General features: G+C 62.0%; 8 protein-coding genes. 6 read left to right on the top strand and 2 right to left on the bottom strand.

Annotated features, from left to right (window positions below):
- Positions 1-109 precede the first annotated feature (109 nt).
- From HMPREF1155_RS00335 to HMPREF1155_RS00310, 5 genes are all read left to right on the top strand, one after another.
- Positions 110-484: a hypothetical protein gene (locus HMPREF1155_RS00335; RefSeq protein WP_009075971.1), complete on the top strand. Its 375-nt coding sequence runs from the start codon at positions 110-112 to the stop codon at positions 482-484.
- A 203-nt stretch (positions 485-687) separates the two neighbouring features.
- The gene (locus HMPREF1155_RS00325) at positions 688-3,051 is read left to right on the top strand and encodes a LuxR C-terminal-related transcriptional regulator (RefSeq protein WP_009076376.1); all 2,364 of its coding nucleotides are present in this window, start codon (positions 688-690) and stop codon (positions 3,049-3,051) included.
- Between the two features lie 180 nt (positions 3,052-3,231).
- Positions 3,232-3,816, top strand: coding sequence for a hypothetical protein (locus HMPREF1155_RS00320; RefSeq protein ID WP_009076495.1), 585 nt, complete (start codon positions 3,232-3,234; stop codon positions 3,814-3,816).
- Positions 3,817-4,054: 238 nt separating this feature from the next.
- Entirely contained in the window at positions 4,055-11,107 is a 7,053-nt protein-coding gene (locus HMPREF1155_RS00315) for an MBG domain-containing protein (RefSeq protein WP_009076123.1), read from the top strand.
- Between the two features lie 87 nt (positions 11,108-11,194).
- Positions 11,195-11,623 (top strand): hypothetical protein, encoded by a 429-nt coding sequence (locus HMPREF1155_RS00310; RefSeq protein WP_009076472.1) that lies wholly within the window; start codon positions 11,195-11,197, stop codon positions 11,621-11,623.
- A 77-nt stretch (positions 11,624-11,700) separates the two neighbouring features.
- On the opposite strand, the gene feoB is transcribed toward HMPREF1155_RS00310, so the two are convergent.
- Together feoB and HMPREF1155_RS00300 are read right to left on the bottom strand one after the other, a co-directional pair.
- On the bottom strand, positions 11,701-13,641 hold the full coding sequence (feoB, locus tag HMPREF1155_RS00305) for a ferrous iron transport protein B (RefSeq protein WP_009076302.1): 1,941 nt from the start codon (positions 13,639-13,641) through the stop codon (positions 11,701-11,703).
- Positions 13,638-13,862: a ferrous iron transport protein A gene (locus tag HMPREF1155_RS00300; protein ID WP_009076193.1), complete on the bottom strand. Its 225-nt coding sequence runs from the start codon at positions 13,860-13,862 to the stop codon at positions 13,638-13,640. The genes feoB and HMPREF1155_RS00300 overlap by 4 nt, the downstream gene beginning before the upstream one ends.
- A gap of 155 nt (positions 13,863-14,017) precedes the next feature.
- Here HMPREF1155_RS00300 and HMPREF1155_RS00295 point away from each other — a divergent pair, with 155 nt between their 5' ends.
- Positions 14,018-15,094, top strand: coding sequence for an AraC family transcriptional regulator (locus tag HMPREF1155_RS00295; RefSeq protein ID WP_009076007.1), 1,077 nt, complete (start codon positions 14,018-14,020; stop codon positions 15,092-15,094).
- Positions 15,095-15,132: the final 38 nt, after the last annotated feature.

Here is a 15,132-nt window from a genome sequence, read left to right as displayed (position 1 = left end):
GAAGCTCATACTTTGGGATGAGGACATTCGCCGGACGAGCCTGCACACTGCGTCCAACCGGGGCGGCACCATGCGCGCCCGAAGACCTTGCACGGACAGGAGTACCGACATGGCGCTTGGATTCAAGCTCAAGACCGTCAGGACCAGCCAGAGCTTCGCGAACGAGAAGGAGCTGTTCGACCGCATCAAGGACGAGGCTTTCACGGCAGGCAAGCCTGAGCTCGTGAAGAACGGCTTCGCAGACGTGATAGTGTTCCCGCCGCTCGACCGTCAGAACCAGGTGTGGGTGATGGTTCAGGGCAAAAACAAGATCCTGATCCAGAAGAACCAGATGGTGGGCGTCGGCGACCAGCTCGTCAACGCCGCCTTCGATACCGTGACCCACGGGATCTTCTCCATCGGCTCCGTCTTCGGCGGCAACGTCAAGGAGATCGAGAGGCTCGTCGAGGCCACGGCTTCCGAGCTCGAGGCGCTCAACCTGTAGAAGGACCTCTTCCGGGCGCCTCCGTTCGGGGGCGCCCTTACGACCGCTTGCGTCTGCGCTTGGCGCCCGGCGCCTTTTCCACTACCATGGCAACCATCCGCGGCTGGGCGCCTCGCTCGTCTTGGAAGATTCGGAGGGTCCAGATGGCATCGCCGACGCCGCCGGCCGCCGCGCCGCATGTCCCCCGGAAACAGTGAACGCCCATGCTGAACAAGATTCCTCTAGAGCTCGACGAATGCCTCTGGGCGCAATGGTGCTGCACCCGCATCGCGCTCATCTGCGCTCCTCTCGGCTTCGGCAAGACCGAGCTTGCCCATCGAATGCTCCAAGGCCTTGATGTGCTGGAGGTCGACGCCGAGACGACCGACGTCGGCGTTGCCGTCACCGTCGAAGCGGCGCAGGGGCATGACGCCGTCCTTGTGGACGACATCCACGACGCCGTCTCCGCCTCCCAAGGCGCAGCGCTCGCGTCCGTGGTCGCGCAATGCGGCGACACGCGTTTCGTTTTCATCTCGCGCGCGCCCATGCCCGGATGGCTCACGCCTTTCTTCGCCAAGGGCGACCTGGTCATCGTCACGAACGATGACCTCTTCTTCACCGATACGGACATAGCGCGTCTCTTGGTGGCCAACGGCCTTGCGCCCACGCCCTTCCTGGTCGAGCGCATCGTCGCCGCCACGTCCCGCTACCCTTTGGCGGTCTCGCTCGCGCTTATGCACATCCTGCACGGTGAGGATGCATGGGAGGCCGACCTCACCAACGAGGTCATGCGCTACTTCGAGTCCGAGTTCGACCGACGCTTCGACCCGAGGATCCAGGAGCTCATGCTGCTCATACCGCTTTTGGACAGGATCGACGAGCCCTTTCTCGCGAACGTGCTCGGCGAAGCCGACGGCAAGGCCCTTCTCGACGCGCTTCAGCACGTCACATGCTTCGTCACGCGCGACGACCAGGGCTGGAACGTGAAGCCAGGCATGCGCGGCTTTCTTCAGTGGGAGCGCATGCGCCGCCACGAGGATGCCGCGAGCTCGTCTATAGTCGAGCGCGCCGTGGACTATTACGTGGCCCAAGGCGACTACATCGACGCGCTCGACCTATGCCTGCGCGCTAAAGACAGCGTGCGCATGCTTGCGGTTCTGGACGAGCACGCGCGGCTCAATCCCGGCACCGGAACCTACTGCGAGCTCGAGCGCTACTACCACGACCTTCCCGAAGACATGATATGCGCCTCTCCCAGGCTCATGCGCACCATGAGCCTTCTCGACTCGATGCTCGTGGACACCATTGGATCGGAGCGCTGGTACGCCGAACTCGAAAGCTACGCACGCGCACCGGAGCGCACGCGGGACGAAAAGCGCGTTGCCCATGCCAATCTCGCGTATCTCGACCTGGCGCTTCCTCATCGCTGCCTGACGAGCCTCACGGATGCCGTGGGGGCTCTTGCGAAGGTGAGGGCGAGCGACGACCCGGAACTCATGCCCTCCATGACAAGCGCCATGCCCAGCATCATCAACGGAGGGCGCGACCTCAGCCTCTGGGTTCCCACGGACGAGAAGACCAGCGCCCTCATCGGCAAGATCGCCGAAGCCGCCTTGGGGAAGCTCGCGGTGGGCTGCACCGAGATCGCCCTCTGCGAGAGCAAGTTCGAAAAGGGCGAGGACGTCACCCCGTACATTGCGCGGGTCAACGCCATCCTCCCCAAGATCAGGCGCAAAGGCGACCCTTCCGTCGAGTTCGCCGCCATCGGCATCCAGTGCAAAAACCTCATGTGCTGCGGGGATGCGCGTCAGGCGCTGACGCTTCTCGATCTCCACAGGCGCCGTCTTGCCCAGAGCAAGATTCCCGAGCGCAAAAGGATCATCGCGAACCTCGACGCGTTGCGCTGCCACGCCTGGCTGCGCTTGAGGCAGGCCGAACGCGCCCATGCGTGGGTCGAGGAGAACGCACCGGATCTCTCCAGGCCGCTCGACTTCCTGAATCGCTATATCTACCGAGCCGTAAGCCAGGCGTATATCTCGGAATCGCGCTATGACGAGGCATTTCGACTCATTTCCATGCTTGACGAGCATGTGAAGTCGCGCAACGGCGTCATCGACCGCATCCACTACGGCGTGCTCACGGCCATCGCCGCATGGCGCAGCGGCAAGGGAGATTGGAAACGATGGATCACCGATGCGCTTGAACAGGCGAAACGCTATGGCTACGTGCGTACCGTCACGCTGTACGGTGCAGCCGTGCTTCCCTTGCTCACCGAGATCCAGGAACACGTCGAGGAGATGGACGTGGACGAAGAGCAGCTGGCGCGCCTTGTGAAGGGCGCCCGAGCTCAGGCGCTGTGGTACCCCGACTTCATGTCGCCGCCCTCGGGGCTGACGGAGCCCCTTACCAAGACGGAGATCCAAGTGCTGCATCTCATCTGCCAGGACAAGAGCAACGTCGAGATCGGCGAGCTTCTGGGCATCAAGCTGTCCACGGTGAAGACCCATGTGAGCCACATTCTCGCCAAGCTCGGCGTGAGCAGGCGCGTTCAGGCCGCCCGTGAAGCCCGTCGTCTCCACCTGGTGTGACGATGCGAGACGGGGGGGGGTAGTTCCCTGTCTTGCCGTCCCGGCGCCATCTACGCTCCGCGTTTTTGCCTCTCATACTTTGGGATGATGTACGGGCGACGGCGGTTCCATAGAATTCCTCCCGGCAGCGCAGTAGCGCGGCAGCCCTCGGAAAACCACGGCACGCAGAGAGGAACCATCATGCTCACCAGGAACCGCATCGTCACCGGCGCCCTCGCCCTCGCACTTCTCGCCTTCCCGCTCGCCCTCACGGCCTGCGGCGATTCCGACGCCGGCGAGGATTCCACCGCCCCCGTCGCCGAGTCGACCTCCGCCGGACAGAAAAGCAACGACACCGCCATGAATCAGGATTCGAACGCCTCCAACGGTGCGGCGAACGGCAGCTCAAGCGAGACCTATTCCATTTCCACCTCTGAGATCACCGAAGCCTACATGGGCGTCGCCGAAAGCGGCGAGACCGTCTACTACGTGGGCAACGGCGACGGCTCCAAGACAGGCATCTTCTTCCTCGATGCCGAGAAGATGGCTCATGTGAGCTTCATGGGCGCAGCAACCGCGACCGAGCAGAACGGCGAGAGGCTCATCACCATCACCGATGAGCTCTCCGGCAACTCCATCACCTTCGGCGTGACCGTCAACGATGACGGCAGCATCACCATCGACATGGGCAGCGAGCTCGGCAAGGCCCTCCTCGCCCCGTGCGAGGTCTCCGAGGCCGTCGACGCCATCAAGACCATCCAGAGCTACACCTCCCAGGTGGGCTAGCGCATCCCTTTCCGGCGCCGCTCCCTCCCGGCGCCGGCATCTCGCTCCTCCTATCCCTCCCTTGGGGCTTTCCCGCCTCCGATCCCCCGGCCAGCAGAGACTGGCCGGGGTCGTCTCGTTTTTCGAAAAGCACATGCGCCGATAAAGAAAACCCGCCGTCCGCAGCCCATGCGAACATGCTGGAAACGCGTGCAGCAGTTCATGAAGACCTTGGCATACCATTTCGGGAGTAGATCATATGCAGCTCATCAAGACGGGCAGAACAGCGTTGTTCGCAGCACTGCTGAGCCTTTTCATGCTGGCCGCTTCGCCAAACATGGCGTTGGCGTCGGACGTTACGATCGACTTCGACGATACCGATAAGGACTGCACTGCGGACAATCCATCCGATGTGTATTACATCAGGGGCGAAAGCCACGACCACAACTTGACGGTCAAGGGCGGTACCGAGGATAACCCGATCGTAGTGCATCTTCAGAACCTGCTGCTTGATATGTCGGACGAAGATAAGTCCGCCGTCAACGTCGAGCGCGGCTCGTACGCGAAGTTCGTGCTGGACGATGGCTGCACCGCCACGCTTAAGGGCGGTGCCAGACGTGGCTTTGCGATCGATGGCTACGGTCGCGCGGCGTTGCGCACGGCGGGGTCTCACGTGACTATCACGGGTTCGGGAACGCTGAATGCCCATGGTCGCGACGATTCGAAGAACGGGACGTCCGGTTCCGATGGCGGCGCGGGCATCGGCGGCTCGCATAACGAGGGCTGCGGCGCGCTTGTGATTTCCGACGTCGATGGCGCTCCGACCATCAACGCTCACGGATCGGGCCAAGCCGCCGCCATCGGCACGGGCGACGATTACAAGTCCGGCAATGGCGACGCCCATTGGGACGAAAACGACTTCATCGCCATAACGGGCGGAACCGTGGATGCGGACGTTCCCGAACAAGACGGCGCGGCCATCGGTACCGGCCGCGACTCCGACCTTGGCTCTATCAAGATCACGGGCGCTCCCGTCGTGACGGCCAAGACCACGCACGAGGACGCAGCGGCTATCGGCGCTGCATACAAAGGTTCGGTAGGTTCGATCGAGATAGACATCACGGGCGGCTCGATCGCCGCCACGGCCGAGGGCGACGATTCTGCAGGCATCGGCACCTCGGACGGCTCGCCCAAAGACGACGGGCGCGTCGGCTCCATTTCCATCACGACATCCGGTACGGCCAGCGTGACGGCTCGTGCGCACGAAGAGGCAGCAGGCATCGGCTTGACCGTCGGTGCAGAGCTCGGAACCATCACTATTTCCGCCAAGGGCGAAAGCACCATCACCGCGCATGGCGGAGAATCCGGTGCAGGTATCGGCGGCGCTGCGGGCAATTATCCGATGGGCAAGAGCCCCATCAAGATCTCGACCGCAGATTCGGCCACCATCAACGCGCAAGGCGGAGAAAACGGCGCAGGCATCGGTTCGGGCAATGGCAAATCGGGCGACATCGAAATCGCCATGGACGGCGGCACCATCAACGCAAAGGGCACGAACGACGGCGCAGGCATCGGATCGGGCAACGACGAGTCTGGAGCGATCTCCATTTCCGGAACAGGCACGATAAACGCCGAAGGTGACGACTATGCGTCCGGCATCGGGTCTGCCGATGCGGAATCCGCCGGTGCGATCACCATAGAAGGCGCTGCCGGCGGCCGCAAGCTGATCGTATACGCCGCGTCCTACAGAAACAGCGGCAACGACCATCCGGATTGCTGCGCGGCAATCGGCGGCGGCAGCGGAGATGTCGGCGACATAACCCTGAAAAACGCAACCGTCACCGCTACGCCATCCACGCATGCGGCAGCGATCGGAACCGCCGAACATGGCGATATCGGAAAAATCACGATCGATAACTGCGCTATCGAGACTCAAGAGCGCGACAAGGACGGATATGCCATAACCAACGGCAAGGGTCGGCAAGTGGGCATCGGCGCCACCGGACAAAGGAGCGATGTCGGATCCATCTCCCTTTCCGACACGGATTACGTGGGAACCTGCATCGGCGTGGGCTATCATGGCGACGTTCGGGCTATCACCATTACGGACAGCAACATAACGGCCACCCCCGTCCAGCCTGTTTTGGCTAAAAACGACGAGGGCGAAGCCGCAACCGGCATCGGTGCCGGCCTTGAAGGCAGCGCCGGCAGCATTGCCATTACCGGTTCCACCGTTGTGGCGAACGGCATCAGCGGGGGTCCGGGCATTGGCAACGGCGGTGCGCTCAATGAAGCGGCTTCCGATATCACGGCCATACATAATGGCAGCACGGATTCCATTACCATTCACGATTCCACCGTGACGGCCACCGGTTCCGTCGGCGGCGAAAGCAAGGTGCAGGCACCGCCCCCTGATAAGGGCATCTGGGTTTACTATATTGCTGCGTCTCCCGGCATCGGGTGCGGCGGGAATTCGCATGTGGATAAGATCGCTATCAAGGGCAGCACCGTTACATCGACTGCGGGCAACGACAAATACAAGGGAGCCGCAGGCATCGGCGCGGGTTCGTTTGCGAACTGCGGACCTATAGAGATTTCCGATTCCACGGTTGTCGCAACGGGCAAGCACACGGGCGCGGGCATCGGCTCGGGCGGCATCGATACCCGTATGCTCGATGTGTATGACATCAGCGAGGGCATCGCCAACATCATCAAGACGGCTGGAATCAAGACAAGCTCCATCTCGATCGCCGATTCCAACGTGACGGCTCGTGGCGGAAGCTATGGCGGCGCAGGCATCGGCGGCGCCCGCAACGGCTCGGTCGACGGAGACATCACGATCGCGGACAGCGTGGTCGACGCCAAGGGCGGAGGGGACGGCGCCGGAATCGGCACAGGCTGTCGAGAGACCGCTGTCACGGGTTCCCTCTATATGGATCATACGATTGCCATTTCGGGTGCAAGCCAAGTGACGGCAACGGGCGGCGATCGCAGTGCGGGCATCGGCGGATCTTTCGGCGCGGCGGTCAGGACGATAGACATCTCCCTTACCACGGTCCAGGACCCGGAAGTTTCCAGCAACCATGGGTTCACCAATTTCGTTAAGGCAACGGGTGGCAGAGGCGCCGCCGGCATCGGTTCGGGCGCAGCGACCGAAGGGGCGGTGCAGCCCGGCTCCGAAGGCGTGTCGGTTGCCGTTTCAGGCGGATACGTGTACGCCAAGGGCGGCGGAATCGGAGCCGGTGCTGCGGGAGCAGGCCCTGGCATCGGCGTGGGCGCCGCACGTTCGGGCAAGTCGCATAACGACAGGATCAACGGATTCACGGTGATCGGCGGCTATATCGAAGCGGTTGCAGGCGGCTCCGGCGCCGACGATATCGGCTGCGGCGTCGGTACTGAAAACAAGGGCACCGGTGTCTGGAACGTAACGGGCGGCACCATTCTTGCCGATACGTGGAACGTCGATTCGCCGATCATCGATGGCGGAAGCATCAGCGCTCAGCTGACGGGTGCCAAGAACTCCGCTCACGAACGCGTGCATCAAACCACGTTGAAGGCGATCGCGCCCAACGTGCCCGTCGATCCGGACGGCATCGCGACCGCTGCGCATTACGGGACGAACGATATGTATTCGCACTTCGATAGTGCGCGCGTATGGTCGTATCTTCCTGCGTCCGATGCAGATGCTCAGCACGCCACCCTGCACTACTCGCGTTTCGGCGACGGCATTCCGGAAAGCGAGTATTTCTGGGGCACCACCAAGACGGACGGTTCCGGCTGGCTGAAGACGGGCGGCACGGCCGAGTTCATTCCGCTTTCGAAAAAGATCACCGTGGGCAATCCCTTCACGCTCAGCCTCGACGATGCATCGCTTGGCGATACGGGCTGGACGTTCACGTCCACGGGCGCCGCACGCGTTTCGAGTGCGGCATCGACCGCATCTCCTGGCGCGAGCGTCAATATGACCGCCACGGCGGCAGGTCCGTATACGGTTACCGCCAAGAGCACGGCCGCTGATCGGGATGACGAGCGCTATTGGAACCATACGGCAACCTATACCGGCAACGTAGAAGCCATCGATACGTTCATCAGCTTCATGGATTCGCCCTCGAAAACGTATGACGGACGGCCGGCGGTACATCCTGAGGTCTATACGAACAGTCCCGGCGACGTGAGGTTAAGCTATAGAGGGCATACGGCAACCGGCAAGACGTACAACGCGGTCGTTCCTCCGACCGAAGCGGGAGACTATACCGTGACGGCACAGGTGGCTGCGTCAGGCAACTATTCCGAAGCGAGCATAAGCGAGGACTTCGCGATTTCGCCTGCGCCGACCACGGTCGTTTTGACGGCGCAAGACTCCGGTGCCGCTTCCACCGTGACGGCCACGGTTTCAGGGCTGCATGAAGCTGCCGGCAGCGTGACGTTCACGGTTGAGGGTTCGACCGTAACGCGCGTGGTCGATGTCGCAGCGGCGACCGGCAATACATATACGGCTCAATTCACGGTCGAGAACGTGCCTGCGGGAACGTACAAGGTAAGCGCCACGTTCGCTTCTCCCAATTACGTGACGTCTCAGACCGAGCGCACCTTTGACAAGGAGAAGAGCATTCGCACGATAGACGTGGACTCATCGTACCGCAAGACGTATGGCGATGCCGACTTCAAGCTTTCCGCCCAGGCCGTCCCCGCTACCGATCATGACATGTGGACGTACGAGGTCGTCGACGACGGAGGGGAGGCGGTCGTCGCCGTCGACGACGAGGGCAACGTTTCGATCAAGCATGCCGGCCGCGCTCTTGTGAAAGTCACGCTGACGGACGGCACGGGCGATCTGTATGAACCGGCCGAGGCGATCGTCGAGATCGACGTTGCCAAAAAAGAGATCACCGTTGCGTCTCAGCTGATGGACGAAGCGGGCGGCGCACCTCAGACGAGCGTCGTGTACGGTTCCATCCCGACCGATCCTTCCCGCTACGTGCTTTCGATCGGCAACGCCACGGACGCTGAAGCCGCTCGCATACGCGACGCGCTTGCAGCGCAGCCTTTGGATGCGGCGACGCCTGCGGGCACGGCCGTCGTCAAGATCGCCAGGCGCACGGCCGGCGCAGGCGGAGGTGGCGCAAGCACCACGTATGACCTGGCGGATTACCGGCTTACACTGACGCGAGCCCCTGTGCAGGTTGCCAAGCGCAACGTCGTGATTTCGGCAGCCGATGCAACGGGTGTGTACGGCGGAGCGGAACCCGCATATGCGCTCGCATATGACGCCGACTTGCCCGCCAATCGGCAAGCGGATGCGGGAATGGCTTCGTTCGATACCGTGGCCGGCGTGTTCACCACTGCTCCCGCAGTTTCGGGCCCGGATGGGTTCGCGGATCTTGATGCGGGCACGTATGAGGATAAAATTGCGGCTACCGGCGGCGAGTCCGCCAACTACAACGTGACGTTCGCCCCTGGCACGCTGACGGTTGCGCCGGCTTCGCTTCGCGATGCATCGCGCGTGTCCGTGGGCCAGGTCGATCCGGTGGTGTACAACGGCCGCGCACATACCGTCGCGCAATCCGACATCCAGGTAACCGATGTGAAAGCGGGTGCAAGCTCCGCTTCGCCCTTGTCCGAATCCGACTACGACGTAACGGTTGCAGGCGATGCGACGAATGCCGGCACCGCTCGTGCGGTGGTGACGGGCACAGGCAACTATACGGGCTCTGTGGTGCGCAAGCTCGAAATCCTGCCGGCAGAGCTTACCATCAAGACACCCAGTGCGGCCAGGCTGTACGACGGGTCTGCGCTCACTGCCGAAGGCAGCATGAGCGGCCTTGCGGCGGGCGAAACGGCTACGTTCAAAACCACAGGAACCCAGACCGAGGTGGGATCGTCTCCCAACAGCTACAAGCTGACGTGGGACGGCACCGCAAACCGCATGAATTACCGGACGAACGTGGATGTGGGCACGCTCACGGTCTTGGAGAACGACATCTCGAACCTTAACGTAATCGCCCCGGATGATGTGACGTATGACGGTCGGCCGCACGAGCAGACTATGACCGTGACGGGCGAGGGCGGCCGCGTGCTTGTCGCAGGCACCGACTACACGCTCTCCTACGACGGCGACACGACCAATGCGGGCAGCGTGACGGTGACGGCTACGGGCACGGGTGCGTATACGGGCGAAGCTTCTGCGACGTATGCGATCAAGCCGGCTCGTTTGCTGATCGAGACCGCTTCGGCAACCAAGGCGTACGATGGAAGCCCGCTGGTGGGTTCGGCGTCCATGGACGGCCTGATAGATTCCGAGACCGCGACCCTTGCAGCCACGGGTACCCTGACCGATCCGGGCTCGACGCCTGATGCCTATACGTTGACGTGGGACGGGACTGCCAAAGAGCAGAACTACCGCATACGCGAAAAGATCGGCACGCTGACGGTTGAAACGTCCGATGCGCTTACGGTCACGGCCGGCAACTACTCGGCTGTCTACGATGGCCGGATCCACACGGCCGAATGCACCGCCAACGTGGACGGCGCCACGTTCGAGTACAGCGTGGACGGCGGAGACACGTGGAGCGCTACTGCTCCCTCCATCAAAGACGTCGGCGAGATGGACTATACCGTTCGCGCGTCCGCATTCGGCTACAACGCCAAGACCGCCGAGGGCACGCTTGTCGTGACGGCGCCTGATAAGCCCGTGACCGTGGTGGTGGCCGCCGACAACCTGGTCAAGCCTGTAGGCGCGAAAGACCCGGAGTTCACCGCTCAGGTAGTCGGCACGCTGGGTTCCGATACCGTCGATTACGAATTCTCCCGTGAGGAAGGCGAGACCGAGGGCGTCTACCGGATCACCGTCACAGGCGAGAGCGTTCAGGGCGTGTACAACGTGGTCTACGTGCCTGGAACGCTGACCATCACGAATGATGCTCTGCCGATGCGCACCATCACCTTCGATCTTGATGGCGGCACGCTTAACGGCAGCGAAGATCCGATTGTGTGGCAGGTGCGCGAAGGTCAAGAGATCACGCTGCCTGAAGCCCCCGTTCGCGACGGCTACAGGTTTGTCGAATGGCACGGTTCCAGTTACCAGCCGGGAGATGAATACCGGGTTGAAGGCGATCATACGTTCACGGCGGTGTGGAGCGCCCAGGCTCCTGCGGCTGCAGGCGATCAGGCTGCGCAGCGTGCGACGAAGATCGTCGCCACAGGCGATACGACTCCGATCGCGGCTCTCGCGCTTGGTGCGATCGCTGCGCTCGCAATCATCATCGGTGCCGCGTCTTCGAGGCGGGCGTGCGCTATTCATACTTTGGGATGATGCAGCGAGCGGCACTGCCTTTTAGCATGTCCTGTCGGAGAGGGTTCGATGCCTTGAGCCCAGAGACATAGACCAAGGAGATTTCAAATGGATCAGAACAGCACCAACAAGCCCGCCGGCAGCGGCATTCTTCGCGTGACGTCGATCATCCTGATCGTCTATGCCGTCATCGCTTTGGTCGCGGGCCTGTTCATGATGATGGGCGTCTATGTGCTTGCCGCCGACGCAGATGTCGACGCTGCAGCCGGCGTTGCGGCCATCGTGGGCATCGTCGCCTTCCTCGGCGGCCTCCTCAACCTCTTCGTGGGCGTGGTGGGCTTCAAGGCCTCTAAGCGCAACGGCAGGAACAGCCTGGCCTTTGTGCTGGGCATCATCAGCGTGGTCTTCGGCGTCTGCGGCATCATCGCCTCTTTCGGCTCCGGTGAGGCGGGCTCCATCGCAAACGCCGTGGTAGGCACCATTCTTCCGGTGCTGTATCTCTATGGCGTCATCGAAACCAGAAAGGGCATCGTTTAGCCGCGATTGCAGGCCGCAGCCACCGGAAGAACGGTGTTTCCTTCCCCGTGAAGCGGGGTAGCGGCTTTTAGAGCCGCTTACCCGAACAGCAGCAATCCCACGTGATAGGCGGCGCATCCTAAAAGCAGGGATGCGCAGATATAGAACGCGACGGTCACGGTAACCCACTTCGGAGAATGCGCTTCGGCGACGGTCATCGAGCAGCTTGCGGCGCACGGCACATTGAACGTGAATGCGAAGATGAACGCGAGCGCCTCGGGTGCCGAGATATGCGCGGCGATGAGCTCGCCGATGTTGGACGCCACGAATGCCGAGCCTGTGACGGCGCCCACGATGGCCTCGTTGGGAGTCGATCCTCCTGCGAACAGCGCGGAGAACACGCCTACGGCCGATTCCTTGATGGCCAACGCGCAGAACCAGGCGGTGAACGTTTCCCAGCCCATGCCGAAGATACGCGTCATCGGTTCGATCGCCGTACCGATGGCGTAGAGCGCGGAGTCTTCCACGTTGCCGCTTGCGGTGTAGGTGAGCAGCCAGATAACCAGCGTGAACGTCGCCACCACCTTGAATGCGCGGCGGAACATGCTCCAGCATTTGATAAGGGCTCCGCGCAACACGTTCTTCATGCGCGGCTTGTGGTAAGGAGGAAGCTCCATGACGAGTCCGGCCCGGTCGCCCTTGGGAACGAGGTGCGGTCCGAAGATGATGCCGATGAGCCACATGAGTAGCAGGCTTACGGCGAATATGGCGACGATCACAAGCGGGGCTCCCGCGCCGAAGAAGATCACGGCCAGCACAGGCACGATACCCCAGGTGGCTCCGCATGGAATGGCCCAAGCCATCATCATCGTGAGCATGCGCTGGCCCCACGAGTCGATCACGCGCGCACCCGAGACGCCTCCCATGGTGCAGCCGAAGCACATGAGAAACGGCATGAGCGATTTGCCTTGCAGGCCGAAATGCGAAAGCGTCTCGTCGAACACGTAGGAGATGCGCGCCATGTAGCCCCACTCCTCGTACGCGAGGAACACGAGGTTGATGCCGAAGACGTAGCCCGTCATCATGACGGCGAAGCACAGGCTGTTGGCGACGACGCCCCAGAGCATATTGGCAAGGATCGCCGGCGCTCCTGCGTCGATGAGTGCGGCGGCCACCATCTGGCCCAGACTGGATATGCCGCTTCCTAGAAGCATGATGGGCGTCGCCGGGATGAACGCGAGCACGAAGCCGACCAGGATCATGGCGACGGCAAGCGGTTTCGATGCGCGCGATGCGGTGGCCAGGCGGTCGAAACGGGAAAGCGCGTGAGCCGCCTTCGGCGCGGTTTCGGCGCCTTCGATGATCCGTTCGATCCAGGCGAACTTCGCTGCGCCGCGTCCTTGGATGGTGTCGGCGCGGCAGGATATCTCGGCGTTCAGCAAATCGATGTTCAGGAGGGGCTTCTCGCGCAACGCGCGATCGATGGCTTCGAGCAGCGCGTCGTAGTTCGAAGTTTCAGCCGCCACGAACGGCACGACGGGAATGCCGAGGCGCTGTTCGATCTTCTTCGCGTCGATGCGCTTGCCTTGCTGTTCGGCCACATCCATGAGATTGAGCACGAGCACGCATGGTGCGTCGTGTGCGGTGCACGCGAAATCGGCCAGCATATACAAGCTGCGCTCAAGCTGGGAGGCATCGGCCATCACGAGCGTCACGTCGGCCGCCCCCGATGTCACGAAATCGGCGGTTATCTGCTCTTCAGGCGAGTTCGCTGCAAGCCCGTAGGCACCGGGCAGATCGACGACCTGGTACGTTCTGCCGTTGCGGGGGAATTCGCCCTCTTTGCGCTCGACCGTCTTGCCGGGCCAGTTCCCCACGTGTTGACGCGACCCGGTGAGGCCGTTGAACAGGGTAGATTTACCTGAGTTCGGCTGTCCCAGAAGCGCTATGCACGCATCGCCGCGTTTCGTGAACTCAACCGAACCATGCGAGCAGTGCTCGCACGAGGGTGTCGTGCTTGCGCAGGATTCGCAGCTCATGAGAGCACGTCCACTTCTATGTTCTTGCAATCGGCCCGGTCGAGGGCCACCACGCTGTCTCGTTCGAACACGAGCAGCGGACGCCGCTTGGCGTTCTGCACTATCTCGATGCGGCAGCCTTCGGTAAGTCCGATGGCCGTTACGCGCGACACGAAACGGTCTGTCCCCGAAACGGATGCGATCGTTCCTTTTCGCCCCGTTTCCATTTCGCTGAGTTTCATGATCGTTTCCTTCAATCAAATAAGGCACATTGCAAAGTACCTGTTAGTTTGGCGAGAATATCTAAGAAGTCATATGGCTGCAACTCCATTTGACTTAGATAGCTCCATATCTCGGTTATCCTATCGATAGCACGTGAAAATAAGGAAGGGGACCCATGCCGAATCCGCTGCCGTTCGACTTCGTTACCCACAAAGGCATGGCGCTTTCTTTTCCGGGCGATCGTGCGGTGGAGCTGAAGCTGTCCGATCCCATCGGGGAAGGCACGATGACGGGGTACCTGCTTTCTCCCTATGTGGCGGTATGCCTGGTTGATTTCGCGTGCGAGGAATGTCCGAGCATGATGCCGGCAAGCCGGTTTTTCGGCGGCGGAACCGCGCGACGTGCCGGCAACGCCGTGCAGGCGAGTTCGGCTTCGGAGAGCCTCAGAGGCTCGGACGCAGATGAGTGGTTTTCGATCAACTATTGCATCGAAGGCCGCTGCGAAACCGACATCCCGCACGTAGGCGTTGCCGTGGTGGGCGAGTCGGATGTGTGCGTGAGCTTCGCCTGCACGTCGAACGGGAAATTCGAACCGCCCCGTTCGTTTCGCTATCCGCTTGCGCGGTACGTCGGCATCGAGGTGTTCGTGTGCGCGGCGGTCGTCGACGAACCTGAGTTCGGCCTTTTGCGCGAGATGGATCCCGATGTGGTCGGCGCATGGCGCCGGATGGGCTCCTCGGCGGTGTTCTCAGGCGACGAGGAGCTTATCGGCCAGATGAAACGTGCGGGATCGGCGGTCCGGTCGAGCGACTGGACGCAGGCGAAGCTTGCGGTGCTCGAGCTTCTTTGGGCGCTGTCTCGTCGCGATTGCAGCCTGGCGAAGCCTCAGACGCTGCTTGCGCCTATGCAATTGCGCATGGCGAAGACGGCGCACGATCTGATAGAATCCGCGCCCGCCCAACCTCATGATGCACGTGACATGGCCTTCGATATGGGCGTTTCCGCAACCACGCTCAACGGCTATTTCGAAAAGGTGTACGGCATGACGATCGCCTCGTATGCGCGCCGCCGCCGGATCCGCTTGGCTCAAGGAATGCTTGAACAGGGAAAGAGCGTGTCGGCTGCGGCGTGTGCCGCAGGGTACGGCAATCCGAGCAAATTCGCCGCCGCGTTCAAACGCGAAACGGGCCTGACGCCTTCAGAGTTCCGAAAGCGGTCTGGTTGTGCGGGAAGAAGCCTGCCGAGCGCATGATGCCGTTGCGGAGAGCTTCTTTTCGGTGATGCGAAACG

The sequence above is a fragment of the Slackia sp. CM382 genome (assembly GCF_000293015.1).
GTDB classification, from domain to species: domain Bacteria; phylum Actinomycetota; class Coriobacteriia; order Coriobacteriales; family Eggerthellaceae; genus Slackia; species Slackia exigua.
This window is presented reverse-complemented; position numbering and strand designations above follow the sequence as displayed.